Annotated in this window: 26 protein-coding genes; 14 read left to right on the top strand and 12 right to left on the bottom strand. The window is 68.1% G+C overall.

Going from position 1 to position 25,066, the window contains the following annotated elements; all coding sequences use genetic code 11:
- Positions 1 to 18 precede the first annotated feature (18 nt).
- Entirely contained in the window at positions 19 to 498 is a 480-nt protein-coding gene (locus ACW172_RS07305) for a PA2169 family four-helix-bundle protein (protein ID WP_492034519.1), read from the top strand.
- 60 nt (positions 499 to 558) lie between these two features.
- Here ACW172_RS07305 and rplS read toward each other — a convergent pair whose 3' ends face one another.
- From rplS to ACW172_RS07290, 3 genes are all read right to left on the bottom strand, one after another.
- Entirely contained in the window at positions 559 to 987 is a 429-nt protein-coding gene (rplS, locus tag ACW172_RS07300) for a 50S ribosomal protein L19 (protein ID WP_492034518.1), read from the bottom strand.
- Positions 988 to 990: 3 nt separating this feature from the next.
- A complete protein-coding gene (gene trmD, locus ACW172_RS07295; protein ID WP_492034517.1) occupies positions 991 to 1,740 on the bottom strand; it encodes a tRNA (guanosine(37)-N1)-methyltransferase TrmD in 750 nt (249 codons plus the stop codon).
- Between the two features lie 219 nt (positions 1,741 to 1,959).
- Positions 1,960 to 2,316 (bottom strand): GIY-YIG nuclease family protein, encoded by a 357-nt coding sequence (locus ACW172_RS07290; RefSeq protein ID WP_492034516.1) that lies wholly within the window; start codon positions 2,314 to 2,316, stop codon positions 1,960 to 1,962.
- A gap of 107 nt (positions 2,317 to 2,423) precedes the next feature.
- Here ACW172_RS07290 and ACW172_RS07285 point away from each other — a divergent pair, with 107 nt between their 5' ends.
- The gene (locus tag ACW172_RS07285) at positions 2,424 to 3,314 is read left to right on the top strand and encodes a hypothetical protein (RefSeq protein ID WP_492034515.1); all 891 of its coding nucleotides are present in this window, start codon (positions 2,424 to 2,426) and stop codon (positions 3,312 to 3,314) included.
- Between the two features lie 17 nt (positions 3,315 to 3,331).
- Here ACW172_RS07285 and ACW172_RS07280 read toward each other — a convergent pair whose 3' ends face one another.
- Positions 3,332 to 5,089, bottom strand: coding sequence for a hypothetical protein (locus ACW172_RS07280; protein WP_492034514.1), 1,758 nt, complete (start codon positions 5,087 to 5,089; stop codon positions 3,332 to 3,334).
- A gap of 166 nt (positions 5,090 to 5,255) precedes the next feature.
- On the opposite strand from ACW172_RS07280, the gene ACW172_RS07275 reads away from it, so the two are divergent.
- The gene (locus ACW172_RS07275; RefSeq protein ID WP_492034513.1) at positions 5,256 to 7,730 is read left to right on the top strand and encodes an FtsK/SpoIIIE family DNA translocase; all 2,475 of its coding nucleotides are present in this window, start codon (positions 5,256 to 5,258) and stop codon (positions 7,728 to 7,730) included.
- A 401-nt stretch (positions 7,731 to 8,131) separates the two neighbouring features.
- Here ACW172_RS07275 and acnA read toward each other — a convergent pair whose 3' ends face one another.
- The gene (gene acnA / locus ACW172_RS07270; RefSeq protein WP_492034512.1) at positions 8,132 to 10,864 is read right to left on the bottom strand and encodes an aconitate hydratase AcnA; all 2,733 of its coding nucleotides are present in this window, start codon (positions 10,862 to 10,864) and stop codon (positions 8,132 to 8,134) included.
- Positions 10,865 to 11,053: 189 nt separating this feature from the next.
- Here acnA and ccmA point away from each other — a divergent pair, with 189 nt between their 5' ends.
- The 8 genes from ccmA to truA all read left to right on the top strand — a co-directional run bounded on the left by ccmA (position 11,054) and on the right by truA (position 15,994).
- Positions 11,054 to 11,677 (top strand): heme ABC exporter ATP-binding protein CcmA, encoded by a 624-nt coding sequence (gene ccmA, locus ACW172_RS07265; RefSeq protein WP_492034511.1) that lies wholly within the window; start codon positions 11,054 to 11,056, stop codon positions 11,675 to 11,677.
- Positions 11,674 to 12,426, top strand: a complete 753-nt coding sequence (ccmB, locus tag ACW172_RS07260) for a heme exporter protein CcmB (protein ID WP_492034510.1) — start codon at positions 11,674 to 11,676, stop codon at positions 12,424 to 12,426. Before ccmA ends, ccmB begins: the two co-directional genes overlap by 4 nt.
- A gap of 74 nt (positions 12,427 to 12,500) precedes the next feature.
- A complete protein-coding gene (locus ACW172_RS07255) occupies positions 12,501 to 12,923 on the top strand; it encodes an acyl-CoA thioesterase (protein WP_492034509.1) in 423 nt (140 codons plus the stop codon).
- A 19-nt stretch (positions 12,924 to 12,942) separates the two neighbouring features.
- Positions 12,943 to 13,347 carry a hypothetical protein gene (locus ACW172_RS07250; RefSeq protein WP_492034508.1) on the top strand — a complete coding sequence of 135 codons (405 nt, stop codon included), beginning with the start codon at positions 12,943 to 12,945 and terminating at the stop codon, positions 13,345 to 13,347.
- A gap of 31 nt (positions 13,348 to 13,378) precedes the next feature.
- Positions 13,379 to 13,969: a peptide deformylase gene (locus ACW172_RS07245; protein WP_492034507.1), complete on the top strand. Its 591-nt coding sequence runs from the start codon at positions 13,379 to 13,381 to the stop codon at positions 13,967 to 13,969.
- Positions 13,969 to 14,184 (top strand): hypothetical protein, encoded by a 216-nt coding sequence (locus ACW172_RS07240; RefSeq protein ID WP_492034506.1) that lies wholly within the window; start codon positions 13,969 to 13,971, stop codon positions 14,182 to 14,184. The genes ACW172_RS07245 and ACW172_RS07240 overlap by 1 nt, the downstream gene beginning before the upstream one ends.
- Before the next feature lie 152 nt (positions 14,185 to 14,336).
- Positions 14,337 to 15,254 (top strand): methionyl-tRNA formyltransferase, encoded by a 918-nt coding sequence (gene fmt, locus ACW172_RS07235; RefSeq protein ID WP_492034505.1) that lies wholly within the window; start codon positions 14,337 to 14,339, stop codon positions 15,252 to 15,254.
- Entirely contained in the window at positions 15,254 to 15,994 is a 741-nt protein-coding gene (truA, locus tag ACW172_RS07230; protein WP_492034504.1) for a tRNA pseudouridine(38-40) synthase TruA, read from the top strand. Before fmt ends, truA begins: the two co-directional genes overlap by 1 nt.
- A 152-nt stretch (positions 15,995 to 16,146) precedes the next feature.
- On the opposite strand, the gene ACW172_RS07225 is transcribed toward truA, so the two are convergent.
- Positions 16,147 to 16,551, bottom strand: coding sequence for a YidB family protein (locus ACW172_RS07225; RefSeq protein ID WP_492034503.1), 405 nt, complete (start codon positions 16,549 to 16,551; stop codon positions 16,147 to 16,149).
- Positions 16,552 to 16,679: 128 nt separating this feature from the next.
- Positions 16,680 to 16,817 carry an entericidin A/B family lipoprotein gene (locus ACW172_RS07220; protein WP_492034502.1) on the bottom strand — a complete coding sequence of 46 codons (138 nt, stop codon included), beginning with the start codon at positions 16,815 to 16,817 and terminating at the stop codon, positions 16,680 to 16,682.
- A gap of 103 nt (positions 16,818 to 16,920) precedes the next feature.
- Between ACW172_RS07220 and ACW172_RS07215 the strand changes: the two genes are divergently transcribed.
- The 3 genes from ACW172_RS07215 (at position 16,921) to ACW172_RS07205 (ending at position 20,513) form a co-directional block, all read left to right on the top strand.
- A complete protein-coding gene (locus ACW172_RS07215; protein WP_492034501.1) occupies positions 16,921 to 18,600 on the top strand; it encodes a thiamine pyrophosphate-binding protein in 1,680 nt (559 codons plus the stop codon).
- A gap of 145 nt (positions 18,601 to 18,745) precedes the next feature.
- Positions 18,746 to 19,198 carry a hypothetical protein gene (locus ACW172_RS07210; protein WP_492034500.1) on the top strand — a complete coding sequence of 151 codons (453 nt, stop codon included), beginning with the start codon at positions 18,746 to 18,748 and terminating at the stop codon, positions 19,196 to 19,198.
- 61 nt (positions 19,199 to 19,259) lie between these two features.
- On the top strand, positions 19,260 to 20,513 hold the full coding sequence (locus ACW172_RS07205) for a UbiH/UbiF/VisC/COQ6 family ubiquinone biosynthesis hydroxylase (protein ID WP_492034499.1): 1,254 nt from the start codon (positions 19,260 to 19,262) through the stop codon (positions 20,511 to 20,513).
- Positions 20,514 to 20,556: 43 nt separating this feature from the next.
- Here the strand turns inward: ACW172_RS07205 and ACW172_RS07200 are convergent, their stop codons facing one another.
- Genes ACW172_RS07200 through mnmG form a run of 5 tightly spaced genes read right to left on the bottom strand, consistent with a single transcriptional unit; the run spans position 20,557 to position 25,011 of the window.
- The gene (locus ACW172_RS07200) at positions 20,557 to 20,739 is read right to left on the bottom strand and encodes a hypothetical protein (RefSeq protein WP_492034498.1); all 183 of its coding nucleotides are present in this window, start codon (positions 20,737 to 20,739) and stop codon (positions 20,557 to 20,559) included.
- Between the two features lie 25 nt (positions 20,740 to 20,764).
- Positions 20,765 to 21,649: a ParB/RepB/Spo0J family partition protein gene (locus ACW172_RS07195; protein WP_492034497.1), complete on the bottom strand. Its 885-nt coding sequence runs from the start codon at positions 21,647 to 21,649 to the stop codon at positions 20,765 to 20,767.
- A 27-nt stretch (positions 21,650 to 21,676) separates the two neighbouring features.
- Positions 21,677 to 22,510, bottom strand: coding sequence for a ParA family protein (locus ACW172_RS07190; protein ID WP_492034496.1), 834 nt, complete (start codon positions 22,508 to 22,510; stop codon positions 21,677 to 21,679).
- On the bottom strand, positions 22,503 to 23,135 hold the full coding sequence (rsmG, locus tag ACW172_RS07185; RefSeq protein WP_492034495.1) for a 16S rRNA (guanine(527)-N(7))-methyltransferase RsmG: 633 nt from the start codon (positions 23,133 to 23,135) through the stop codon (positions 22,503 to 22,505). Before rsmG ends, ACW172_RS07190 begins: the two co-directional genes overlap by 8 nt.
- A gap of 1 nt (position 23,136) precedes the next feature.
- Entirely contained in the window at positions 23,137 to 25,011 is a 1,875-nt protein-coding gene (gene mnmG, locus ACW172_RS07180; protein ID WP_492034494.1) for a tRNA uridine-5-carboxymethylaminomethyl(34) synthesis enzyme MnmG, read from the bottom strand.
- Positions 25,012 to 25,066: the final 55 nt, after the last annotated feature.

The raw sequence follows: 25,066 nt of genomic DNA, 5'->3' as shown, positions 1-25,066 counted from the left end.
AGTATCTGGAGGCTTCTCATGCCCAACCGTCACGATATCCACGTTCTGAACGCCCTGATCGCCGCCACGCTGGACAGCGCCGAGCGGCTGGACCAGATCGCCGACGACAGCGAGAGCTCGGGCCACAACAGCCTGTTCGGGGCCCTGGCCGAGGAGCGGCGCGACATGGCCCGGGCCATGGCCGCGACCGTCACGGCGCTCGGTGGCCATCCCGACACCTCGGGCTCGATCTTCGCCAAGGCCCAAAGGGCCGTCATGGACATCAGCCACGCCCTGATGCGCGACGAGGCCGGGCTGGTCGACGCCGCCGACCGGGGCGAGGCCGCGCTGGACAAGCGCTTCCAGTCGGCCCTGGCCGACGAGAAGCTGTCGGCGACCACCCGCGAAACCATCCGCCGGGCCCAGGCGGCGATCCACCGCGAGAGGGGCGAGGTCCATGGGCTCAGACGCAGCGTGGACAGCCAGAGGGATGCGTCCAACAGCCTGTTTCCACAGTAGAAAATGAAAAAGGCCCCGGTGTTTCCACCGGGGCCTTCATGCTTTTGACGGAAGCGGTTCTTACGCTTCGTCGCCGCCCTTGTCGTCGGAGCCGGTGACCGGCACCACGGCGCCCTTGGCCGGACGAACCGTCTGGCGCTCGGCGATACGGGCCGACTTACCGCGACGGTCGCGCAGGTAGTAGAGCTTGGCGCGACGGACGACGCCGCGACGCTTCACCTCGATGGAGTCGATGTTCGGCGACAGGATCGGGAACTTGCGCTCCACGCCTTCACCGAAGGAAATCTTGCGGACCGTGAAGGTCTCGTTCACGCCGCCGCTGTCGCGGGCGATGCAGACGCCTTCGAAGGCCTGGATGCGTTCACGCTCGCCTTCCTTGATCTTGACCATGACGCGCAGGGTGTCGCCGGGCTGGAAGTCAGGGATCGCGCGGTTGGCGATCAGGCGGGCTTTTTCTTCGGCCTCGAGGGTCTGAAGGATGTTGGCCATAGTCTATTCTCCTCGGGCTTTTTTGCCCTTTAGCTTTGAATTGGCGGAGGATTCCGCTGGTCGATTTGCAAGATGGGCTTCCCAGAGATCGGGGCGCCGCTCCTGCGTAGTGAGTTCCCGCTGTTCCTGACGCCAGAGCTCCATCTTGCGATGGTCGCCCGACAACAGCACCTCGGGGATATCCAGCCCCTCGAACGTCCGCGGTCGCGTGTACTGCGGATGCTCCAGAAGCCCGTCCTCGAAACTCTCGGTCGACAGGCTTTCCGCCGCACCGAGCACCCCGGGGATCAGTCTGACGCACGCCTCGATCACCAGCATCGCCGCCGCCTCGCCGCCGGCGAGAACCGCGTCTCCGACGGAGACCTCCTCGAACCCCCGGGCGTCGAGCACCCGCTGGTCCACCCCCTCGAACCGGCCGCAGAGGACGGTGATCCCGTCCGCCTTCGCCCATTCCTTCACTCGCGCCTGCGTCAGGGGCCGACCGCGTGCGCTCATGTACAAAAGCGGCCGGGGCGGGCCTTCAAGGCTGTCGAGAGCCCGGGCCACCACGTCCGCTTTCAATACCTGTCCCGGGCCGCCACCCGCGGGGGTGTCGTCAAGGAAGCCGCGCCTATCCTCGCTGAAGGCCCGAATGTCAAGGGTTTCCAGGCTCCACAGCCCCTTCTCGCGCCAGGCCGTGCCGATCAGGGACACGCCGAGCGCGCCCGGAAAGGCCTCGGGGAACATGGTCAGGACGGTCGCGGTGAAGGGCATGGAGAGATCGGATCGATCCGGTGAAGTGGCCGGGTTTGATGAAAACGGGGCGCCAAACCGTGCCAAACCGTGCCAAACGGGCAAGGGGACCGACACGGGAGGGGCGGCGAGCCCAATATAGACCCGTTGCGGACGGCGCCATGCCGAAGTCGCCGATTTTCCGTCTTCAGATTGAAAAGACGCGGAAAAATCCCGCGCGGAATGCGAGGTTGAAGGCGCTCAGCCCGGCAGGAGGGTCTCCGCCTGCAACCGCGCGGTCCAGCGGGCGGCCCTTTCCTTGAGCTCGTCCTTGAGCCGCAGGTCGGACAGGTCGGTCGGCAGCCGGTCCAGCTGTTCAAAGCGGAAATCATCGGCGCCGTGGGCGTTCCAGGCCGCTTGCAGCGAGGGATCGCGGCCCGAGCCGGTCCGGAGGGTGAAGGAGAGCCCGTTCCAGCGGGTGTCGATATGACGGCTCTGGCCGACCCAGACCTGTCCGGTCGTCGAACAGATGACCGCATAGACCCCGGCGACCGTCGCCCGGTCCTTGTAGTCGGCGATCAGGGCCTTGCGGGCGCTGGAGGACAGGGTCGAGGTCATGGGAAAGCTCCTTTTACCCGGGCGAAATAGGCGATATTTTCGCCCGGGTAAATACCCTTGCCCGACGCCGTTCGCCAGCGTCACGGAAATCGTATAGGCGACGGTTCATGAGCCAGACCGCCCTCGTTCTCGAGACCACCGACACGGCCGACAGCCCGGTCTTCGCCGACTTCTTCGCCGGCTATGAGAAGGCCTTCGTCCTGCCCGAGGAGATGGAGGACGAGGATGGGTTTCGCGCCTGTCTGGAGCTGAACCACGGCGAGGCGCGGCGGGCGCTGGAGGCGCGCTACGGCCTGTTCCGCGAGATCTGCCTGACCGCGCGCGATCCCGGGGACGGGTCTCTGGTCGGCGGGGCCAATCTGATCGCCATGCCGAACGGCGAACTGGACGGGACGCCCGTGGTCACGGCCAATCTCAACTATGTCTTTGTCGACGCGGCCCAGCGCGGGAAGGGCCGGTTCAAGGCCCTGATCCAGGCCATTTCCGACCATGTGGCGGGGATGTTCCCCGAAACGCCGGGCGCGCGGCCTCTGGTCTTCATCGAGCAGAACGATCCCATCGCCATGGACGACGCGGCCTATGAGCGCGACACGCATTTCACGGGGATGGACCAGTTCGACCGCTTGCGCGTCTGGACCCGGGCCGGGGCCCTGATGGTGGATATGGACTATGTCCAGCCGCCCCTGTCGCCCGAGCATCCGCCCGTCGACACCCTGATCCTGTCGGTGCTGGGAGCCGGAGACGCGCGCGCCCTGCCCGCCCGGCTGGTCCGCGACCACCTGGCCCGCTTCTTCGGCATCTCGGTGCTGAAAGGCCGGCCGCTGGAGGAGAACGCCACGGCGGCGCGCCAGCTGGCCGACCTCGACGCCCTGGCCTGGGCGGAGAAACCGGTGCGCCTGATCGATCTGGTCCCCGTTCTGGCCACGACCGAGACGCCGGGCGCGATCCGCGCCCGCATCGGGGCCGGGCGGCGGTTCCGGGACATGCCGGCGGGCTGAAGCCGCAAGGCGCCCGCTTAAATCGGAAAGTCCGGCTGGTCCGGCTGGTCCGGCGTGTCGGGCTCGTCCGGAAAGGAGTCGTAGTGGCGTTCGACCAGTCGGGAGATGCGGCAGGCATGATAGGCCTTCGCCGCACGCCATTCGGCCGGTGCGGGATCAAGGACGATCAGACCCTTGTTCCGGCCGCGGTCCAGTCCGGCCTTCTTCAGCCGTTCGCGCAGAATGTCCCGGATCAGCCGGCGTCCCTGCCAGCCCGGGAAGGCCGGCGGCGAGTCGCACCCCGGCTCGTCGATCGAACAGGCGAAGACGAAGCGCACCGGCTTTCCGGTCGCCGCCTTCGCCAGCTGCTGGAAGGCGTCGGTGACCTTGGCCGCGAGCTGGCTCTTCGAATAGGCGCAGGACTGGGGATCGGCGAGGTTCCCATGCTCGAAGAAGGGGATGAAGTCGGCCCAGGGACGCCCCTTCTCGCCGAGCGGTCGCTGGACGCCGTCGTCGCCGACCTCCATCATCACGAAGGCGATCCAGAGATAGGCTGAGTAGTATTTCGAAGCGACGGTGCGGTTGGAGGCCATCAGCCGGCCCATCCGGGAGGAATCGTGGCTGATACCCTGATTGACGGCGTCGCCCGTCTCAAGGCGCGTGAGGTGGAGAACCGGGCGCAGACCGGGGTCGCTCTGCCAGTTCTGCACGACGCCCTTCGGAAAGACGATGTCGTGGCCCTGCCGGTCGCGTTTGATGGAATCGCTGAGACGCAGCCGGCCCAGCACCATGGCCGGCAGGGCCATGGGCAGGCCGGCGTCGGCGCTGCCGTCCATCCGGCAAGGCTGCCGGTCGGACGCCGCCTTGTGCAGCTGGTTCATGGCGGTGTCGACATCCTCGGTGGCGCCGACGACATCGATGGAGTTGTTCTCGTCGCCGTAGCCGTACTGAACGACCCGGAACAGGCCCACTGAGTTCTCGCAACTGCACAGGGGCACGCTGGGCCCCCAGAGCAACCAGCAGGTATAGACGAACATCTGGATCTGCCGCGTATCGGTGGCGAGGTCGTCAAAGGCGGAGATCGGCCGGTCGGCGTCCTCGTTGAAGAGGTCGAGGATTCGCTTCCAGCTCTCGTCGTACTGGGCGATCAGGCCGGTGATCAGATGGATCGGGGAAACGAACCCGTTCTCGATCAGGATCGCGCACAGGAAGTTGTCAACGTCCCTGACCTCCCGGCGCCTCTTGTCCTTGCCCAGAAGCTCGGACAGGACGGAGAAATAGTCGGAGATCGCCTTGAACCGCTTGTTCACCTCGGCGGCGTTCTCGACATGAATCATCTGGTTTGCGGGACGGTAGATGTTGGGCAGGTACCAGGTCCGATCGCGGTCCTGAACGCCCTGATCCCCGTCCTGAAACCGGAAATAGCGATTGCCGTAGACGAAAAAGGCCTGACCGAAATTCACGCCATCCTCGTCCGCCGCGAACATCTCATGCTCGACGAGCATGCGGGTGCGACGGAAAATCGAGCCCCTGCCCTCGGCGATGTCCTTGAGATTCTCGACGAACTTGAAGGGGTTGAGGATATAGACGGCGATCACCACGACGGATCCGATCACGTCGTGGATGCCGCCTCGCGGGCGGCCACGCCGCATGCGCCGCAGGAGCACACAGGACCGCCAGAAGTCCCGGGCCAGATAGGCCAGCAGGGCCCCGAGGCCGATGAGCGCCAGCCATTTTCCACCGTTGTCGTACCAGGCCAGAACCTGATCCGGGAAGGATTTCGGCTGTTCGGTCATGCGTCCCCCTGCATTCCGGATTCGACCGTAGGGCGGGTCCGTCGGCCCTGTCCACGAGAATGCGCAAACCTGTGGAACCCCGGTTCGCGAGACCTTGGTAAATGCCCCCTTAACCCCCTTGCGCCGACAATAGCGGGAAGACCCGTTCGTCCGGAGTAGCCTCTTCATGTCCGCCGTTCTGATTATCGGCAATCGCGCCTGGTCGAGCGCCCGCATCCTGTGGGACGCGCCCTTCGTGGTGCGGTTCCGGGGCGTGCTTCAGGCCCTGCTGGCGGCCCTGCTGCTGGTCGCCCTGATCTCGTGGAACCCGGCCGATCCGAGCCTGAACGCCGCCTCCTCGACCGAGGCCACCAACTGGCTGGGCGGCAACGGCGCCCTGTTCGCCGACCTGGCCATGCAGTCCGTGGGTCTGGCCGCCTGGCCGATGACGGTGCTGCTGATCGCCTTCGGCCTGGCAACGGCGATCGGGGAAGCCATCCAGCAGCGGCTCAAGCCAACGCCGCTGAAGGCCCTGTCGGCCTCGGCGGGCGTGCTGCTGCTGTCCGCCGCCCTGTCGGCCCTCGCCGCGCCCGCCGCCTGGCCTCTGGCGACGGGAATGGGCGGGCTGTGGGGCGACGCCTTCACCGGCCTGACCTCGGCCGGTCTGCATGCGCTCAGGATTCCGGGCGCGCGCGTCCTCGTCGGCCTGCTGTTCGCCGGGCTGGGCCTGTGGGCCTGCGCCTATGCCGTGGGCGTGCGCCTGACCGATTTCGCCGAGGCCCTGCACTGGGGCGCCACCCTGCGCCGCCAGCCCGATCCCCAGCCGGTCCCCGCGCCGAAGAAGCCGCGCGCGCCCCGAGCCAAGCCCATGACCGAGGCCGCCGCGATCCAGTCCGAGCGGATGGCCGTCCAGGGGCCCGAGGTTGCGACCCGCGCCCCCTCAGCCCCGGACCCCGCTCCGGAAGCCGCCTGGACCCCCGATGAGGCCGACAGCGACGGCGCCTGGGCCGATGACGGCCCGCCGTGGGACGAGGCTCCTATGGCCCCCACCTCTCTGGCCGCCGCCGTTGAACCCCGCGTCGCCGCGCCCAAGACGCCGAAGCCCGCGAAGAACACCGCCGATCCGGATCAGGGCGCCTTCGTCTTCGACCGGCCGGAAGGCGACTTCGACCTGCCGCCGCTCGGTATGCTGGCCAAGCCCCAGGCCCGCGTCGGCATGATCGACGAGGATTCCCTCAAGCAGAACGCCAAGATGCTGGAAGGCGTCCTGGCCGAGTTCGGGGTCAAGGGCGTCATCGACCAGATCCGCCCGGGTCCGGTCGTCACCCTCTATGAGCTGGTGCCCGCCGCCGGGGTCAAGCACGGCCGCGTCGTGGCCCTGTCCGACGACATCGCCCGCTCCATGTCCGCCCGCGCCTGCCGCATCTCCGTGGTTCAGGGCCGCAACGCCATCGGCATCGAACTGCCCAACGCCAAGCGCGAGACCGTCTATCTGCGCGACCTGCTGGCCTCGGGCGAATACGCCAAGCCCTCGCACATCCTGCCTCTGGCCCTGGGTGAGAGCATCGGCGGCGAGCCCTACGTCGCCGATCTGGCGCGCATGCCCCACCTGTTGATCGCTGGCACCACCGGCTCGGGCAAGTCGGTCGGGGTCAACGCCATGATCCTGTCGATCCTCTACCGCCTGACGCCGGCCGAGTGCCGCTTCATCATGATCGACCCCAAGATGCTGGAACTGTCGGTCTATGACGGCATCCCGCACCTGCTGGCCCCCGTCGTCACCGATCCCAAGAAGGCGGTCGTCGCCCTGAAGTGGACGGTGCGCGAGATGGAGGACCGCTATCGCCGCATGTCCAAGCTCGGTGTGCGCAACGTCGCCAGCTACAACGACCGCGCCCGCGAAGCTCAAGCGAAAGGCGAGCATTTCGAACGCACGGTCCAGACCGGCTTCGACGAACAGGGCCGGCCGATCTACGAGTCCGAGAAGATCCGCCCGGAGCCCATGCCCTATCTGGTCGTGGTCATGGACGAGATGGCCGACCTGATGCTGGTCGCGGGCAAGGACGTCGAGGGCGCCGTCCAGCGTCTGGCCCAGATGGCCCGCGCCGCCGGCATCCACCTGATCATGGCGACGCAGCGCCCGTCGGTCGACGTCATCACCGGCACCATCAAGGCCAACTTCCCGACCCGGATCTCCTTCCAGGTCACCTCCAAGATCGACAGCCGCACCATTCTGGGCGAACAGGGCGGCGAGCAGCTGCTGGGTCAGGGCGACATGCTCTATATGGCCGGCGGCGGCCGCATCACCCGCCTGCACGGTCCGTTCGTGACCGACGGCGAGGTCGAAAGCGTCTGCGCCCATCTGCGCGCCCAGGCCGAGCCCGACTACCTCGACCTGATCACCGACGACCCCGACGGTGACGGCGACAACGCCATGGGCGGCGACGACGGCGGCTCCTCCGGCGACGACCTCTACGACCGCGCCGTCGCCGTGGTCACCCGCGACCGCAAGGCCTCGACCTCCTATGTCCAGCGCCGCCTGCAGATCGGCTATAACCGCGCCGCCTCCCTGATCGAGCGCATGGAGCAGGAAGGGGTAGTCTCGCCCGCCAACCACTCCGGCAAGCGCGACGTTCTGGCCGGCCCGCCGCCGATGGGGTGAGGTCGCGTTCTATGAGGACTTGGCTGGTGCTAGGCGGTTCCAACAGCGGAAGGGCGAAGCGCGTCGTAGTGGTCGCGGCTCTTCTTCTGGCGTCTTGCTCCGCATCGCCAAACTGGACGGGCTTTGTGTACCCAGATGCCAACAATCTCACCGTCAGCGTTCAGATAGGTCGGTTTAAGACCTTCGAACAGTGCAGGGCATCTGCCCTCGAAACGCTGGTGGTTTTCGGTGTTCCGGATCGCGGAACATTCGAATGCGGCCGCGATTGCCATCCAAGCAAGGACACAGGTCTGAATGTCTGCGCGGAAACCCGCGACTAGGTCTTTTGAATGCGGCGCAGACACGAAAAAGGCCGGTGGATCGCTCCACCGGCCTTTACTGTCTCAAACCGCTGAGGCCGATTACTCGGCCGCGATGGCTTCGGCTTCGGGGGTCGAGCCGCCGCCTGCGAGGTTGCGCAGGACGTAGGGCATGACGCCGCCGGCGCGGAAGTAGTCCAGCTCGGTCTGGTTATCGATGCGGCAGCGGACCGGGAAGCGGGCCATCTTGCCGTCCGACGGACGGAACAGCTCGACCCACAGGTCCTGACGCGGCTTCAGCTTGCCGATGTTGACGTCCGACAGGCCGCGGACGGTGACGATTTCCTCGCCCGTCAGACCCAGCTTCTGCCAGCCGTCAGCCTTGAACTGCAGCGGCACCACGCCCATCCCGACCAGGTTGGAGCGGTGGATACGCTCGTAGCTCTCGGCGATGACGGCGCGGACGCCCAGCAGCCTGGTGCCCTTGGCCGCCCAGTCGCGCGACGAGCCGGTGCCGTATTCCTTGCCGGCGAAGACGACCAGCGGACGGCCTTCCGACTGGTAGCGCATGGCCGCGTCGTAGATCGACATGGTGTCGCCCGACGGGAAGTGCTTGGTGACGCCGCCCTCGATGTCGGGGGTGATGCGGTTGCGGATGCGGATGTTGGCGAAGGTGCCGCGCATCATGACTTCGTGGTTGCCGCGGCGGGCGCCGTAGCCGTTGAAGTCCAGCGGGTCGACGCCGTGGTTGATCAGGAAGGCGCCGGCGGGCGACGAGGACTTGATCGAACCGGCCGGGGAGATGTGGTCGGTGGTGATCGAGTCGCCGAAGATGGCCAGGACGCGGCCCTCGACGATGTCGGTGACCGGAGCCGGGTCCATCGACAGGCCCTCGAAGTAGGGCGGGTTCTGGACGTAGGTCGAATCCGCATCCCAGTCGTAGGTCTGGCCGCCTTCGATCTTGATCGCCTGCCAGTGCTTGTCGCCCTTGAAGACGTCCTTGTAGCGCTTGGCGAACATGGCCGGGGTGACCGACTTGCGCTGGATGTCGGAGACTTCCTTCGAGGTCGGCCAGATGTCCTTCAGGAAGACATCCTTGCCCTTCTTGTCCTGACCGATCGGGTCCTTGGTGATGTCGATGCGCATCGAACCGGCGATGGCGTAGGCCACGACCAGCGGCGGCGAGGCCAGGTAGTTGGCCTGGACGTCGGGGTTCACGCGACCTTCGAAGTTGCGGTTGCCCGACAGGACCGAGGTGGCGACCACGGCGTTGTCGTTGATCGTCTTGGAGATCGCCGGCGACAGCGGGCCCGAGTTGCCGATGCAGGTGGTGCAGCCGTAGCCGACCAGGTTGAAGCCCAGGGCGTCCAGATCCTTCTGCAGACCGGCGTCGGTCAGATAGTCGGTGACGACCTGCGAGCCGGGGGCCAGCGAGGTCTTGACCCAGGGCTTGGCCTTGAGGCCCAGCGCATTGGCCTTGCGCGCCACCAGACCGGCGGCGATCAGGACCGAGGGGTTGGACGTGTTGGTGCAGGAGGTGATGGCCGCGATGACCACGTCGCCGTCGCCGACGGTGAACTTCTCACCGGCGACTTCGTAGCGCGGAGCGTCCGACGGACGGCCGAAGGTGCCGGTCAGATGGCCTTCGAACTCGGGGGCGGCGGTGGTCAGTTCGACGCGGTCCTGCGGACGCTTCGGGCCGGCCAGCGACGGGACGACCGAGGCGAGGTCCAGCTCGAGGGTGTCGGTGAAGACCGGCTCTTCGGAGTTCTCGTCGATCCACAGCCCTTGCGCCTTGGCGTAGGCTTCAACCAGCGCAACGCGGGCCTTGTCGCGGCCGGTGGCGGTCAGGAAGTCGATGGTGGCTTGCGAGACGGGGAAGAAGCCGCAGGTGGCGCCGTATTCCGGAGCCATGTTGGCGATGGTCGCCTGGTCTTCCAGGGTCAGGCCGGCCAGGGCGTCGCCGAAGAACTCGACGAACTTGCCGACCACGCCCTTCTTGCGCAGCATCTGGGTGACGGTCAGGACCAGGTCGGTCGCGGTCGCGCCTTCCGGCAGACGGCCGGTCAGTTTGAAGCCGATGACTTCCGGGATCAGCATCGGGATCGGCTGGCCCAGCATGGCGGCCTCGGCCTCGATGCCGCCGACGCCCCAGCCCAGAACGGCCAGGCCGTTGATCATGGTGGTGTGGCTGTCGGTGCCGACGACGGTGTCGGGATAGGCGACGGTCTTCTTGCCCTCTTCCAGCGTCCAGACGGTCTGGGCGAGGTTTTCCAGGTTCACCTGGTGGCAGATGCCGGTGCCGGGCGGGACGACGCGGAAGTTGGCGAAGGCCGAGGAGCCCCAGCGCAGGAAGTTGTAGCGCTCGATGTTGCGCTCATACTCGCGCTCGACGTTCTGGCCGAAGGCTTTCGGGGTGCCGAAATTGTCGACCATGACCGAGTGGTCGATGACGAGGTCGACGGGGTTCAGCGGGTTGATCTTGGAGGCGTCGGCGCCCAGGGCGGTCATGGCGTCTCGCATGGCGGCCAGGTCGACGACGGCGGGCACGCCGGTGAAGTCCTGCATCAGGACGCGGGCCGGGCGGAAGGCGATCTCGTGCTCGACCGAACCCTTGTTCTCGATCCAGGCGGCGACGGCCTTGAGGTCGTCCTCGGTGACCGAGACGCCGTCTTCGTTACGCAGCAGGTTCTCGAGAAGCACCTTCATCGAGCGCGGCAGACGGGAAATCCCGGCCAGACCGGCTTCCTCGGCGGCGGGAAGGCTGTAATAGGCGTATTTCTTGCGCCCGACGGAGAGGTCCTGGCGGGTCTTGAGGCTGTCAATCGACGGCATGGAGAGTCTTCCTCTGGTGTACGCCGCCCGACAATCCGGTTGCGCCTCCGCGCGACAGACGCCGGGTCACACAGGTCCCCGACGCGCGCGGCGAAAGCCTGCTGCGGCACGGGGGGCTATAGCTCCGCAGATGTATACAGTCCATGTATCCACGTCCTCCGTGGGGACATTGAGAACGGATCGCAAAAAGTGATCCATTCCCTCAGCTTGAGCCGGGTTTCGATCGTCCGTGGAGAGAGGGTCCTGTTCCGCGAACTGGACTTCGAACTTCAGGCCGGTGAGGTCTCGGCCCTCACCGGGGCCAACGGCGCCGGCAAGACCAGTCTGTTGCGCGCCGTCGCCGGGCTGATCCGGCCGGAAGCCGGCGAAATCGCCTTCCACGACGGGGACCGCAACACCCTCGATCCGCGCGAGGCGCGGGGGCGGGAGGTGCATCTGCTGGGCCATCTGGACGGGCTGAAGGGAGCCCGGACAGCGCGGGACGAACTGGCCTTTCAGTGCGACTGGCTGGGCCACACCCAGGATGGGGTCGACGAGGCGATCGAGACCTTCGGCCTGAAGCCCCTGCTGGATCTGGAGGTGAGGAAGCTGTCGGCGGGCCAGAGGCGCAGGCTCGCGCTCGGCCGTCTGGTCGGATCGCCGCGCGCCCTGTGGCTGCTGGACGAGCCGATGGGGCCGCTCGACGCCCGCTGGCGCGCCGTCTTCGCCGAGGTGATGCAACGCCATCTGCGGTCTGACGGCCTGATCCTCGCCGCCGTCCATGACGCCTTGCCGATGCCGGTGCGGACGCTGGATCTGGGGGGTCTGGGATGAGCGAGCCCCGCCTGCCCAAATGGGACGACCCCAAGCCCGGCAAGCCCGAACCCGGGGCGCCGGAGCCGCGCGCGCCCGGTCTGCGCGGGGCGACGCGGGTGCTGTTCGAGCGGGAGCTGTCGCTGGCCTGGGGTGGCGGCGGCGGGCCCCTGCTGGCCTGCGCCTTCTTCGCCTGTCTGACGGCCATCCTGCCTCTGGCGGCGGGCGGCGATCTGAAGACGCTCGGCCCCGTGGCGGCGGGCGTGGCCTGGCTGGCGCTGGCCCTGTCGTCCCTGCTGTCGCTGGAGCGGCTGTTCGAACGCGATCTGGAGGACGGAGCGCTGGATTTGCTGGCGACGGGCCATCTGCCGCTGGAATCCGTCTTCGTCATCAAGGCCCTGAGCCAGTGGATCGCCACCGGCCTGCCCCTGGCCCTGACCGCGCCCGTGGCGGCGCTGGCTCTGGGTCAGCCCGTGCATCTGGCGCCCCTGACGGCGCTGGCGGCGGGTCTGGGCGGGCTGGGCTTCGCCTTCACCGGCGCCCTGGGCGCGGCGCTGGCGCTGGGGGCGAAGCGCGGCGGTCTGCTGATCGCCGTCGTCGTCCTGCCCCTGTTTATTCCGCCGGTGGTGTTCGGTTCGGGGGCGCTGGCCCGGGCGGTTCAGGGTCTGCCGCCGGGACCCGCCCTGGCCCTGCTGGCCGCCTATGCCCTGTTCGCCGCCGTCATTGCGCCGTTCGCGGGGGCCGCGGCGATCCGGAACGCTCAGGGATAGATCATAAGTGATCAGTGATAATCTGAAACCGGAGTTGGCTTGCCGTCCCGGCCGGCAGGCGTAAAGCGGATCTCATGACCGACACCGTCCAACCCGAAACCCCGCTTCAGGCGCCCGACCAGCAACCGGTCGTGCGCGTCATCGCCATGCCCGCCGACACCAACCCCGAGGGCGACATCTTCGGCGGCTGGCTGCTGGCCCAGATGGACCTCGCCGGCTCGACCCCGGCCTTCGACCTGGCGCGCGGCCGCTGCGCCACCATCGCGGTGGACGGCATGGTCTTCCACCAGCCGGTCTCGGTCGGCGATGAGGTCTCGATCTATGCGAAGGTCCTGCGGATCGGCCGCACCTCCATCCGCGTCCATGTCGAGGCCTGGCGGCGGCCTCGCGCCTCGCACGACGTCAGCCGGGTGACCGAGGGCGTCTTCACCTATGTCGCCATTGACGAAAACCGGAAACCGCGCGCCATTCCGGAACAGGGCTCGGAACAGGGCTGACACCCGAAGAAGGACAGCAATGATCTCCAGAAGCAGGCTGGTTCGGATAGCGACCCTGGTCCTGACCCTGATCGTGGCCGTAGCCTGCCTTTTCTTCGGAGCCTTCATCCTCCTCCTCAGCGTCACGACAGATCCCGAGTATGCGCACGCAGGCCTGATGCTGTCCGTGTTTTTGGGCGGACCGCCTCTGTTGACGGCCGCCCTCCTGGTCGGCAGCGCCGTGTCGCTCTGGCGAGGGAAGGCGGGCCGGGTCGCCAAAATCGTGGCCGGAACCACCGGCGCCCTGACGGCCGTTTGCGCCTTCGTCACCCAGTTCCACGGTCCCGGGACGGCCTTCGCCCTGCTGTTCCTGATGGTCGCCCTGCTGCTCGCCAGCCCCCTCGCGCTACGGTCGCCCGGGGGCGCAGAACCCCCGAAATCTTGACCCGGAGGGCCTTCGCGCCTACCTGAGCCCCATGGCCGTCAGACGTATCCTCACCATCGACAACGCCGCCGACCTGGCGGTGCTCAAGCAGATCTCGAAACCCGTCGAGGCTGTGGACGATGGCGTGCGCGCCCTGATGGACGACATGCTGGAGACCATGTACGCGGCGCCGGGCATCGGCCTGGCCGCGGCCCAGATCGGCGATCTGCGCCGGGTCGTGGTCATGGACCTGCACGACGGCGAGCCGACGACGGACGCCGAGGTGGTCGACGAGGGCGGCGAGGACGCCGAGCCCAACCGCGGCGCCAATCCGCGCTTCTTCGCCAATCCGGAAATCCTCTGGGCCTCGGACGAGCTGTTCCAGTACGAGGAGGGCTGCCTGTCCCTGCCGGAATACTTCGACACCGTCTCGCGCCCGGCCCGCATCCGCATCGGCTACCTGAACCGCGACAACCAGCGCATCGAGGAAGAGATCGACGGCCTCTACGCCGTCTGCTTCCAGCACGAACTGGATCACCTCGAAGGCGTTCTGTTCATCGACCACCTGTCGCGGCTGAAGCGCGACCGGGCGGTGACCAAGGTCAAGAAATACATGCGCTCGCGGGCGCTGGAGGACGCGTGATGGGTCGTAAATCGGTGGTGATCGACACCCATGGCCGCCGTCGTCTGACCCGCTCCGAGAAGATCGGCATCGGCAGCCTGGCGACCATCATCGGCGTCGCCGCCATCGGTCTGGTCGCCGGGGTCCTGCTGGACCGCCTGCTCGACTTCGACGACGCCCTGGACGCCGGCGGCGAATGGGACGAGGGCGGCGGCGTGGCCTCGCGCTGGGACTAAAGTCCCAGCTTTCTTTTTTAGGCGCTATGTTCGCGACGCGGTCGCTCACGACTTGAGCGCGATCTGGTCTTTACCCTGGCGCTCAAGTAGCGAGGCTCCGCGAGCCGAGCGATAGCGCCGTCGCCGTGAGGCGACACTAAAAGGAACATTCCATGCGCCTGGCCTTCATGGGCACCCCCGAATTCGCCGTGCCCTCGCTGGGCGAGCTGATCGCCTCGGGCCATGAGATCGTCGCCGTCTATTCCCAGCCGCCGCGCCCCAAGGGCCGGGGCCAGAAGCTGACGCCGTCGCCGGTTCACGCCTTCGCCGAGGCCATGGGCCTGCCAGTCTTCACCCCGGAATCCATGAAGGCCGAAGAGGCCATCGAGATCTTCCAGAGCCTCGATCTGGATGCGGCCTGCGTCGTCGCCTACGGCCAGATCCTCAAGCCCGCCGTGCTCGAGGCGCCGCGTTTGGGCTGTTTCAACCTGCATGGCTCGCTGCTGCCCCGCTGGCGCGGCGCCGCCCCGATCCAGCGCGCCATCATGGCCGGGGACCGCGAGACCGGCGTCCAGATCATGCGCATGTCCGAGGGCCTCGACGAGGGCGCGATCCTGCTGTCCGAGGTCCTGTCCATCCATCCCGACGATACCGCCGCCAGCCTGTCCGAGCGGATGGCGACCACCGGCGCCACCCTCTGGACCCGGGCGCTCGCCGCCATCGAGCGCGGCGGGGTGACCGAGACGCCCCAGGCCGGCGAGCCGACCTATGCCCGCAAGATCACTCCGGCCGAGGCCCGTATCGACTGGACCCGTCCGGCCGCCGAGGTCGACTGCCACATCCGCGGCCTGTCGCCCTTCCCCGGCGCCTGGTTCGCCGCGCCCGACGGGACGCGGGTCAAGGCCCTGATGTCGCGGACCAGCCTGAAGGGGACCGGGGCGCCCGGCGAAATCCTCGATGACGATCTGCTGGTCGCTTGCGAGGACGGCGCTGTGCGCCTGACCCGCGTCCAGCGCGAGGGCAAGGCGGCGCAGCCGGCGTCGGATCTGCTCAAGGGCTTCCCGCTCCCGGCCGGGACCGTATTGGGCTGATGCCCCGCTACCGCCTGACCATCGAGTACGACGGCGCAAGCTATGCCGGGTTTCAGGCCCAGGCGGGCCTGCCGACCGTGCAGGGCGCGATCGAGGCGGCGGTGAAGGCCTTTTCGGGTCAGGTCGTCCGCATCGCCGCCGCCGGCCGCACCGATTCCGGCGTCCACGCCACGGGTCAGGTCGTCCATGTCGATCTCGACAAGGACTGGCCCGCCGACACGGTGATGAATGCGCTGAACGCCCATCTGGTGAAGGAGGCGGTCGCCGTTCTCGACTCCACGGCCGTCGGCGACGACTGGCACGCGCGCTTCTCGGCGACCGGCCGCCGCTATCTCTACCGCATCCTCAATCGGCCCGGCCGTCCCGCGCTGGAGCGCGGCAAGGTCTGGCACATGAAGAAGGCGCTGGACGCCGGGGCCATGCATGAGGCCGCCCAGGTGCTGGTCGGCCATCACGACTTCACCACCTTCCGCGACCTGGCCTGCCAGTCGAAGTCGCCGGAGAAGACGCTCGATGTCGCCCGCGTCACCCGCGTCGGCGAGGAGGTGCATCTGGTGTTCGAGGCCCGGTCCTTCCTGCACCGTCAGGTCCGCTCCATGACCGGCACCCTTGTCGAGGTCGGCCTCGGCCGCTGGACGGCGCAGGATGTGGCGGACGCTCTCGCCGCGCGCGACCGCACCGCCTGCGGCCCGGTCGCGCCTTCGGACGGCCTGTATCTGACGGGCGTAGCGTACGACTGAGGTCTCCTCCCCGTCGCGCAGCGATGGGGAGGTGGCTCCGAGCCCTTGCGAGGAGACGGAGGGGGTCTTGAGGGCGAACAGGACGTGGGCGTGAAGAGCCCCTCCACCCCTTCGGGGTCCCCCTCCCCGCAGAGCGGGGAGGAGACACGTTCTTATCTCTTCAGAAACCCGCCGATCATCCCGCCCAATACGCCGTTTTGGCCGCCGGGCAGCTGGTCCAGCAGGGCGCCGGCGTCGTTCGTGTGGCCGTTGGGCGTCAGCCGGTCGATGGCCTCGGGCAGGAGGCCGGCCAGGGTCTGGCTGGCCTGTTCGGGCGAGACGCCGAGTTTGGCGGCCAGATCGGCGATGGGGCCGTGGCCGATGACCGACTGGATCTGTTCCGGGGTGATGTTCAGATTGGCGCCCTTGCCGATCCACGAGGCGGCGACCTCGCCCAGACCATGCTGGCCGAACTTGTCCGCCAGGCCCTGAACCCCGCCCTGCCCTTTCAGCAGATCGGCGAGACCGCGCGCGGCGTCATCGCCGAGGCCGTGCATGACGTTATCGAGAAGTCCCATGATCGCTCTCCGGTTTCGCACCCCACGGTGCGCCGGACAGGCTACGCCTTTGTGACGGCCGGCACAGTAAAACAACGCAAAAAGGCCCGCCGGTCAGGGCGGGCCTTTCATCAGTCGAGGCCCTGGCCTCAGTGTTTGGCCGACTCGGCGCCCGAGGTGACGGCCGAACCGGCGGCCGAGACGTCGCGGCCGACGCCCGAGACGGTGTTGCAGGCCGAGACGGCCAGGGCGGCGGCGACGATGCCGAGAGCGATGATCTTGCGCATGGGGGTATCTCCGAGGGGGGAACTGTTGAACCGTGGCCGTAACGCCAAGCGTGACCATAGGGTTGCATGGTCAATTCAGGCTCGGGTCTGCTAATCCGTGGCGATGACCCAAGCCGCCGATACCGCCGCCAACACCGCTCGCCGCCTCGTCGATGTCCTCGTCATGAACGGGGTGGAGCGGATCTTCTGCGTCCCGGGCGAGAGCTATCTGGCCGTGCTGGACGCCCTCGCCGACGTCACCGATCAGATCCAGGTCATCACCTGCCGGCACGAGGCGGGCGCCGCCAACATGGCCGAGGCCTACGGCAAGCTGACCGGCAAGCCGGGCGTCTGCATGGTCACGCGCGGTCCGGGCGCCACCCACGCCTCCATCGGGGTGCATACCGCCCATCAGGACTCGACCCCGATGATCCTGTTCGTCGGCCAGATCGCGGTTTCGGACCGGGGTCGCGGCGCCTTTCAGGAGGTCGACTACCGCGAGGTCTTCGGCGGTCTGGCCAAATGGGCGACCGAACTGGAGACCTCGACCCGCACGGTCGAGGTGGTCGAGCGCGCCTTCGCCACCGCCCTGCAAGGACGGATGGGGCCGGTGGTCATCGCCCTGCCCGAGGATGTGCTGGAGGCCGACGGCGGCCCGGCCCCGGTGCGGCCCGTCAGCCCCGCTCGGTCGGCGCTGGATCCCGCCTTCGTCGCCGAGGTCGGGTCGCATCTGGCCAAGGCCGAGCGGCCCCTGCTGGTGCTCGGCGGCTCCGGCTGGACTGAGGAGGCGACCACGGCCATCGGCGACTGGGCCGAGCGGATCGGCCTGCCGCTGGCCCTGTCCTTCCGGCGAAAGGATCTGATCTCCAACGATCGGCCCAACTATGTCGGCGACTTGGGCCTCGGCCCCAATCCGGTGCTGCTGCAGCAGGTCAGGGACGCCGACCTGATCCTGACCATCGGCGCCCGCCTCGGCGAGAACCCGACCCAGGGCTACACCCTGCTCGACCGGGCCCGCACGCCCGAGACCCTGATCCATATCCATCCCGGGCCTGAGGAGCTGGGCCGCGTCTGGCCGCCGCTGATGAGCGCCTGCGCCGATGTGTCGCTCGCGGCCATGGCCCTGTCGGAGATCGAGCCGGGCCGGACCTGGCACGATCAGGCCGAGTCCGGCCATGCGGCCTATGAGGCCTTCACGACCCCGGTCGCCGTCACCGGCGCGGCCAATATGAGCGAATGCATGGCCCATCTGCGGTCGGTCCTGCCCGCCGACGCCATCCTGACCAACGGGGCCGGCAACTACGCCGCCTGGCTGCACCGCTTCCACAAGCATACGGCGATGCATACCCAGCTGGGCCCGACCTCGGGCGCCATGGGCTACGGCTATCCGGCGGCGGTGGCGGCCAAGAGCCTCTATCCCGACCGCGACGTCGTCTGCATCGCCGGCGACGGCGAATATCTGATGACCGGTCAGGAGCTGGCCACGGCGGTCCAGTACGGGATCAATACCGTCACCGTCATCGTCGACAACGGGACCTATGGCACCATCCGCATGCATCAGGAGCGCGACTATCCGCGCCGGGTCATCGCCACCGACCTGAAGAACCCCGACTTCGTCCAGTACGCCCGGGCCTTCGGCGCCTTCGGCGTCCGCTGCGAGACGACCGAGGACTTCCCCGCCGCCTTCGCCGCCGCGCGCGAAGCGGCGTCCGGGAGCCAAGGGGTCCCCGCGATCGTTCACCTGATCACCTCGGCCGAGGACATCGCGCCGGGACGGACGATTACAGGTCTCAGAGGCGGATAGACCCTTCCTCCGCTCATCCCGGCGGAGGCCGGGATCCAGATCCATATGCCGGCGTCTGGCATGAGGCCCCGAACCCTGCTTCTCTCAACGGCGTTGTGCCTCTGGATCCCGGCCTCCGCCGGGATGAGCGGTGAGGAGATGGGATATGCGGTTCTTGGTTCCAATGATCGCCGGGATGGCGCTTCTGTCCGCCTGCGCCACCGATCCCTCCGGCCCCGGCGGGCCGCCCGTGGCGGAAAACGCCAACGACTGCGCCGTCATCGCCGCCGTGGCCAAGGGCCACTATCAGTTCAACACCACCGACCGCCTGCCCCCGCCCCTGTGGCTCAAGGACGGCGACCGCGCCTGGAGCCCGCGTTGCGACTGGGGCCGCTATGGACTGAGCTTCCCCCGCACTTACGACCCGAACGCCCGTCCGGAGCCCGGCAAGCCGACGCAGTGGGTGTCGTTCGACAGGCCGGTCTATGACGGACGCGGCGCCACGGTGCAGAGCGGCATCCTGCACGGGCCGCTGGCCGGGATGGGCGTCGAATGCCGGGTGATCTCGGGCGTCGCCGGCTGGACCGTCGGCGAGTGCCGCAACACCTGGATCTCCTGAAGGACAATCGGTCCGGGTCACGGGTCTGGACGCCGAAGCCTGACGGCGCGACAAGCGGGGCATGAGCACGCCCTTCACCCATGACGTCATCATCGCCGGCGCCGGCATGGCCGGGGCGACCTTCGCCCTGGCCGCGGCGCAGGGCGGGCTGAAGGTGGTGCTGGTCGATCCCCAGCCGTTTTCGGACCAGCTGGCCCCGACCTTCGACGGCCGCTCGACCGCCGTGGCCTATGCCACCTTCCGCATGTGGGATGCGCTGGGCGTCGGCGAGGCTCTGCGGCCCCACGCCTGCCGCATGGACCATATCCTGGTCACCGACGGCCATAGGCCCGGCGCGGCTTCGCACCGGCCCCTGCCCGCCTACCTGAGGTTCGACGCCGCCGAGATCGGCGACCAGAATGGCGACGAACCGCTGGGCTATATGGTCGAGAACCGCCAGATCCGCACCGCCCTCGCCCGCGCTGTGAGCGAGGCCGGCATCGAGGTCCGGGCGCCCGCTTCGGTGGCCTCGGTCGAGACGGACGGCTTCGGCGCGCTCATCACATTGAATAATAACGATATTCTGAGGGCGCCTCTGGTCGTGGGCGCCGAGGGGCGGGGTTCTGTCGTGCGCCGGGCCGCGAAGATCGGCACGGTCGGCTGGAGCTATGGCCAGAGCGGGGTCGTGGCCACGGTGCGGCTGGGCCGCCCTCACGGCGGCGTGGCCCACGAATACTTCCTGCCCGGCGGCCCCTTCGCCATCCTGCCCCTCACCGACCAGCGCGCCAGCCTCGTCTGGACCGAGACCACCCGCCGCGCCGAGGCCCTGAAGGCCGCCTCCGACGAGGCCTTCAACGCCCATCTGATGCGCCGCTTCGGCGAGTTCCTGGACGGCGCGACGCCTGAGGGCCCGCGCTTCGTCTATCCGCTGTCACTGGAGCTGGCCGAGAAGCTGACGGCGCCGCGCACGGCCCTGCTCGGCGACGCCGCCCATGGGGTGCATCCGGTGGCGGGTCAGGGACTGAACATGGGGCTGAAGGACGCCGCCGCCCTGGCCGAGGTCCTGATCGAAGCCGTGCGGCTGGGCGAGGATTTCGGCTCGGAGATGGTGCTGGACCGCTATGCCCGCTGGCGCCGGTTCGACAATGCGGCCCTGGCGGCTGGTTTCGACGGCTTCGTGCGGCTGTTCTCCAACGACCTGCCGCCGGTGCGGCTGGCGCGCGATCTCGGCATGGCGGCCGTCAACCGCATCGGCCCCCTGCGCCGCGCCTTCATGCGCGAGGCCGGCGGCGCGACGGGCGATCTGCCGAGGCTGCTGAGGGGCGAGGTGGTTTAGTCAGGCCGTCTCCTCCCCATCACAGATGGGGAGGAGACACGGATCAGCCCCGCTTCGAGGCCTTCCTGAAGGCCGGCTTGGCCATGGCCGCGCTTTTGGCGCTGGCGGCCTTTTCCGGATGCTGGCCCGGCTTGAAGGCGGGGCCGCCGGACCCTGTGGCGTTCGCCTTCTTGGCGGCGAGGACGCGTTTGAGAGCTTCGGCGGCGGTTTCGGGCTTGTCGGTCATGACTGCACCCTAGCACAGGCGAGGCTCAACCGCGCATCAGCCGGCGGCACAGGTCGTCGAGCTGCTCCAGCGAGCCGTAGCGGATGGTGATCTCGCCCTTGCCGCCCTTGTCGGCCAGCTGGACCTTCAGGCCCAGGGCGTCGGCCAGATCCTGTTCCAGCGCCTGAACATCGGCCGAACCTTCGCCCGAGGCCGCGGCCGGCTTCGAGGAGGTCGGCTTGGGGCCCTCGGCCGCGCGGCGGGCCAGGGCCTCGGCCTGACGGACGTTCATGCCCTCCTTGAAGACCTGTTCGGCCAGCTCGCCCGGGTTGGGGGCGGTGATCAGGGCGCGGGCGTGACCGGCGGTCAGCTTGCCGTGACGCACGTACCAGAGGACCTCTTCCGGCAGCTGCAGCAGGCGCAGGGTGTTGGCGACATGGCTGCGGCTCTTGCCGACCACGCCGGCGACCGTGTCCTGGGTCCGTCCGAAACGCTCCATCAGCATCCGGTAGGCGTCGGCCTCTTCCAGCGGGTTCAGATCGGCGCGCTGGACGTTTTCAATGATTGCGACCTCGAACACCTCGACGTCGTCCATCTCGCGCACGACGATCGGCACCTCGGTGAGACGGGCGGCCTGGGCGGCGCGCCAGCGGCGTTCGCCGGCGATGATCTGCCACATGCCGTCCTGACCCGGCTGGGTGCGGACCAGGATGGGCTGAAGAATGCCCTTGTCGCGGATCGAGGCCGTCAGTTCGTCGAGGTCTTCCTGGGTGAAGATCTTGCGCGGCTGGTCGGGGTTGGGCTTGAGGCTCTCGATCGGGGCGGTCTGGATTCCGGCCGCCTGCGCGCCCGCGACCGGCACGGCCTCGGCGGCGTTCTCGCCCAGCAGGGCCGACAGGCCGCGGCCCAATCCTCTTTGACGTTCAGACAAGTCTTTGTTCCGTTTCTTCTATTGTTTTCAGGCGGCGGCCGGTTCGGCGCGGCGGCGGCGTTCGCGGCCGACCACCTCCTTGGCGAGGCGCAGATAGGCCTGGCTGCCCGTGCATTTCAGATCGTAGATCAGCACCGGCTTGCCGAAGGACGGCGCCTCCGACACCCGGACGTTCCGTGGAATGACCGCATCATACACCTTGTCGCCGAAATGGCCGCGCACGTCGGCGGCGACCTGGGCCGACAGGGCGTTGCGGCGGTCGTACATGGTCAGGACCAGACCCTGGATTTCCAGCGCCGGATTCAATGATTGACGGACCATGTCGATGGTCTTCATCAGCTGTGTCAGGCCCTCCAGGGCGAAGAATTCGCACTGCAGCGGCACCAGCACCCCGTCGGCCGCAGCCATGGCGTTCAGCGTCAGCAGGTTCAGCGACGGCGGACAGTCGATCAGGACATAGTCGTAGGGGGCCGGGTCATACCCGGTATTGCCATTCGCCTGGGCCTCGAGCGCATCGCGCAGGCGGTAGGAACGGCGGTCGGCCTGACTGAGCTCGATCTCGACGCCGGACATGTCGGCGTCGGCCGGGATGATGTGCAGGCCCGGTACGGCCGTCGGTACGGCCGCGTCATGGATCGAGCGGCCGTCGACGACGACGTCATAGATGGTGATGCGGCGCGTTTCACGTGGAACGCCCAGACCCGTGGAGGCATTGCCCTGGGGGTCCATATCGACGATCAGCACCTTCTCGCCGATGGCGGCCAGGGCGGTGCCCAGATTGATCGCGGTCGTAGTCTTGCCCACCCCGCCCTTCTGGTTGGAGACGGCGAGGACGCGGGTCTTCTTCTCAACTTCAGGCATGTTTACGCTTTTGGGGGCCACGGCGAAGGGTCCTGACGGTGACGATACGACCGCGGGGATCGCTGCGGGAAATGGAGAGTTCGGCATCCAGATGCCAGACCTTGGCCGCCTCCCGCAACTCCGCCTCGGCCTTCTCTCCCTTGAGAAACACAGCTTGTGCACCGCGAGAGAGGTAGGGCTGTGCATAACCCAGAAGCTTGTCCATCGGGGCGACGGCGCGGGCGGTGACGACGTCCGCCGTGACCGACTGCTCCTCGGCCCGACCCCATATCACCGTCGCCGGCAGGGCCAGTTCATCGACAATGGTCTGGAGGAAGCGGCAGCGTTTCTGCAGGGAATCGATCAGCCAGACATGTGCGCCGGGCCGATCCTTCAACAGGATGGCGAGGACCAGACCGGGGAAGCCCGCCCCTGCCCCCAGATCGGCCCAGGTCCTGGCCTCCGGCGCCAGATCCAGCAACTGGGCCGAGTCCCAGGCGTGACGGTTCCAGAAGTCGGGGATGGAGTCCGGCCCGACGAGGTTCATGACTTCATTGGCCTCGGTCAGCCGCTCGAGGAAGACGGCGAGGTCGGCCATACGCTCCGGCGACGCGCCGGTCAGGGCCTGGAATTCGGAAGGCGTCATCTCAGGCGGCGGCTTCGGCGCGCGAACCCTTGCGCACGTGGGACAGAAGCGCGGTCAGGGCGCCGGGGGTCATGCCCTCGATCCGGCCCGCCTGCCCCAGGGTCTGGGGCTGAATGAGCGACAGCTTCTCGCGCACCTCGTTAGAGAGGCCGCCGATCAGGGCGTAGTCAAGATTGGCCGGCAGCTTCAGCTGCTCCTCGCGGCGCAGGGCCTCGGCGTCGGCGGCCTGGCGGTCGAGGTAGCCGGCATAGCCCGCGTCGATCTGGACCTGTTCGCGCACGGCGGCGGACCAGCCGACGATGGCCGGATGCTCGCCCTCGAAGGCGGTCAGGTCGACGCCGGGATAGGCCAGCAGATCGCGCATCGACCGGCGCTGACCGTCGGGGTTGACGGCGATGCCGAGGGCCTGCGCTTCCTTCGGCGTGTACCGCGTTTCACGTGCAAGGGTCATGGCCTCGGCCAAAGCCGCCGCCTTCTCGCCGAAGCGTGCGGCGCGGTCCGAACCGACGACACCCGCCGCGATGCCGATCGGCGTCAGGCGCTGGTCGGCGTTGTCGGCGCGCAGGGTCAGCCGGTACTCGGCCCGGCTGGTGAACATCCGATAGGGCTCGGTAACGCCCCGGGTCACGAGGTCGTCGATCATCACCCCGATATAGGCCTGGTCGCGGCCGAGGATGATCGGGTCCGAGCCGGCGGCGGCGCGGGCGGCGTTCAGACCGGCGATCAGGCCCTGGGCCCCCGCCTCCTCATAGCCGGTCGTGCCGTTGATCTGGCCGGCCAGATAGAGACCCGGTCGGCGTTTGACCTCCAGCGCCGGGGTCAGTTCGCGCGGATCGACATAGTCGTATTCGATGGCGTAGCCGAAGCGGAAGACCTCGACCGCCTCCAGCCCCGGCATGGTGCGCAGGAAGGCCGCTTGCGTCTCCGGCGAGACCGAGGTCGAGATGCCGTTCGGATAGACGGTCGGATCGTCCAGACCCTCGGGCTCGAGGAAGACCTGGTGCGAGGTCTTGTCGGCGAAACGGACCACCTTGTCCTCGATGGAGGGACAGTAGCGCGGACCGCGTCCGGTCAGATGGCCGCCATAGACGGCGCTTTCGCCGAGGTTGGCGGCGATGATCCGGTGGGTCTCTTCATTGGTCGAGGTGATGCCGCAGGCGATCTGGGGCACGTCGATCCGGTCGGTCAGGAAGCTGAACGGCACGGGCTCGTCGTCGGCGGCCTGCATCTCCAGCCGGTCCCAGCCGATGGTGCGACCGTCGAGGCGGGCAGGCGTGCCGGTCTTCAGACGGCCCATCTGCAGGCCGGCGCCATAGAGGTCGGCGGCCATGCCGGTCGAGGGATCCTCGCCGTGACGGCCCGCCGGGATACGCTCGTCGCCGCGATGGATGACGCCGTTGAGGAAGGTGCCCGTGGTCAGGACAACGGCGGCGGCGCGGATCTGTTCGCCGCCGAGGGTGACGACGCCCACAACGCGGTCCGCATCCATGATCAGGCCTTCGGCGGTGCCGGCCATCAGGGTCAGGTTCGGGGTCTGGGCCAACTCGGCCTGCATGGCCTCGCGGTACAGACGGCGGTCGATCTGGCTGCGCGGCCCCTGGACGGCGGCGCCCTTGGAGCGGTTCAGCAGGCGGAACTGGATGCCGGAGACGTCGCCGACCCGACCCATGACGCCGTCGAGGGCGTCGATCTCGCGGACCAGATGGCCCTTGCCGAGACCGCCGATGGCCGGATTGCAGGACATCTCGCCCACCGTCTCCAGCTTCTGGGTGAGCAGAAGGGTACGGGCGCCGGTGCGCGCGGAAGCAGCCGCGGCTTCACAGCCGGCGTGGCCGCCGCCGATGACGATGACGTCGAAGGAGTGGGAGGAATGCATGGGGCGGGACATAGGGGAAATGGGCCGAAAAAGCTACCGAGGGCGGTGTTTCACG

Source organism: Brevundimonas sp. ALps5 (assembly GCF_058681645.1).
The sequence above is the reverse complement of the archived record's forward strand: the minus strand, read 5'-3'. Positions and strand labels throughout refer to the sequence as shown.

Bases quoted from the DNA above. Each gene is read 5' to 3' on its own strand.
- ACW172_RS07305 (WP_492034519.1), top strand. From the start codon at position 19: ATGCCCAACCGTCACGATATCCACGTTCTGAACGCCCTGATCGCCGCC.
- rplS (WP_492034518.1), bottom strand. From the start codon at position 987: ATGGCCAACATCCTTCAGACCCTCGAGGCCGAAGAAAAAGCCCGCCTG.
- trmD (WP_492034517.1), bottom strand. From the start codon at position 1,740: ATGCCCTTCACCGCGACCGTCCTGACCATGTTCCCCGAGGCCTTTCCG.
- ACW172_RS07290 (WP_492034516.1), bottom strand. From the start codon at position 2,316: ATGACCTCGACCCTGTCCTCCAGCGCCCGCAAGGCCCTGATCGCCGAC.
- ACW172_RS07285 (WP_492034515.1), top strand. From the start codon at position 2,424: ATGAGCCAGACCGCCCTCGTTCTCGAGACCACCGACACGGCCGACAGC.
- ACW172_RS07280 (WP_492034514.1), bottom strand. From the start codon at position 5,089: ATGACCGAACAGCCGAAATCCTTCCCGGATCAGGTTCTGGCCTGGTAC.
- ACW172_RS07275 (WP_492034513.1), top strand. From the start codon at position 5,256: ATGTCCGCCGTTCTGATTATCGGCAATCGCGCCTGGTCGAGCGCCCGC.
- acnA (WP_492034512.1), bottom strand. From the start codon at position 10,864: ATGCCGTCGATTGACAGCCTCAAGACCCGCCAGGACCTCTCCGTCGGG.
- ccmB (WP_492034510.1), top strand. From the start codon at position 11,674: ATGAGCGAGCCCCGCCTGCCCAAATGGGACGACCCCAAGCCCGGCAAG.
- ACW172_RS07255 (WP_492034509.1), top strand. From the start codon at position 12,501: ATGACCGACACCGTCCAACCCGAAACCCCGCTTCAGGCGCCCGACCAG.
- ACW172_RS07250 (WP_492034508.1), top strand. From the start codon at position 12,943: ATGATCTCCAGAAGCAGGCTGGTTCGGATAGCGACCCTGGTCCTGACC.
- ACW172_RS07245 (WP_492034507.1), top strand. From the start codon at position 13,379: ATGGCCGTCAGACGTATCCTCACCATCGACAACGCCGCCGACCTGGCG.
- ACW172_RS07240 (WP_492034506.1), top strand. From the start codon at position 13,969: ATGGGTCGTAAATCGGTGGTGATCGACACCCATGGCCGCCGTCGTCTG.
- fmt (WP_492034505.1), top strand. From the start codon at position 14,337: ATGCGCCTGGCCTTCATGGGCACCCCCGAATTCGCCGTGCCCTCGCTG.
- truA (WP_492034504.1), top strand. From the start codon at position 15,254: ATGCCCCGCTACCGCCTGACCATCGAGTACGACGGCGCAAGCTATGCC.
- ACW172_RS07225 (WP_492034503.1), bottom strand. From the start codon at position 16,551: ATGGGACTTCTCGATAACGTCATGCACGGCCTCGGCGATGACGCCGCG.
- ACW172_RS07220 (WP_492034502.1), bottom strand. From the start codon at position 16,817: ATGCGCAAGATCATCGCTCTCGGCATCGTCGCCGCCGCCCTGGCCGTC.
- ACW172_RS07215 (WP_492034501.1), top strand. From the start codon at position 16,921: ATGACCCAAGCCGCCGATACCGCCGCCAACACCGCTCGCCGCCTCGTC.
- ACW172_RS07210 (WP_492034500.1), top strand. From the start codon at position 18,746: ATGCGGTTCTTGGTTCCAATGATCGCCGGGATGGCGCTTCTGTCCGCC.
- ACW172_RS07205 (WP_492034499.1), top strand. From the start codon at position 19,260: ATGAGCACGCCCTTCACCCATGACGTCATCATCGCCGGCGCCGGCATG.
- ACW172_RS07200 (WP_492034498.1), bottom strand. From the start codon at position 20,739: ATGACCGACAAGCCCGAAACCGCCGCCGAAGCTCTCAAACGCGTCCTC.
- ACW172_RS07190 (WP_492034496.1), bottom strand. From the start codon at position 22,510: ATGCCTGAAGTTGAGAAGAAGACCCGCGTCCTCGCCGTCTCCAACCAG.
- rsmG (WP_492034495.1), bottom strand. From the start codon at position 23,135: ATGACGCCTTCCGAATTCCAGGCCCTGACCGGCGCGTCGCCGGAGCGT.
- mnmG (WP_492034494.1), bottom strand. From the start codon at position 25,011: ATGCATTCCTCCCACTCCTTCGACGTCATCGTCATCGGCGGCGGCCAC.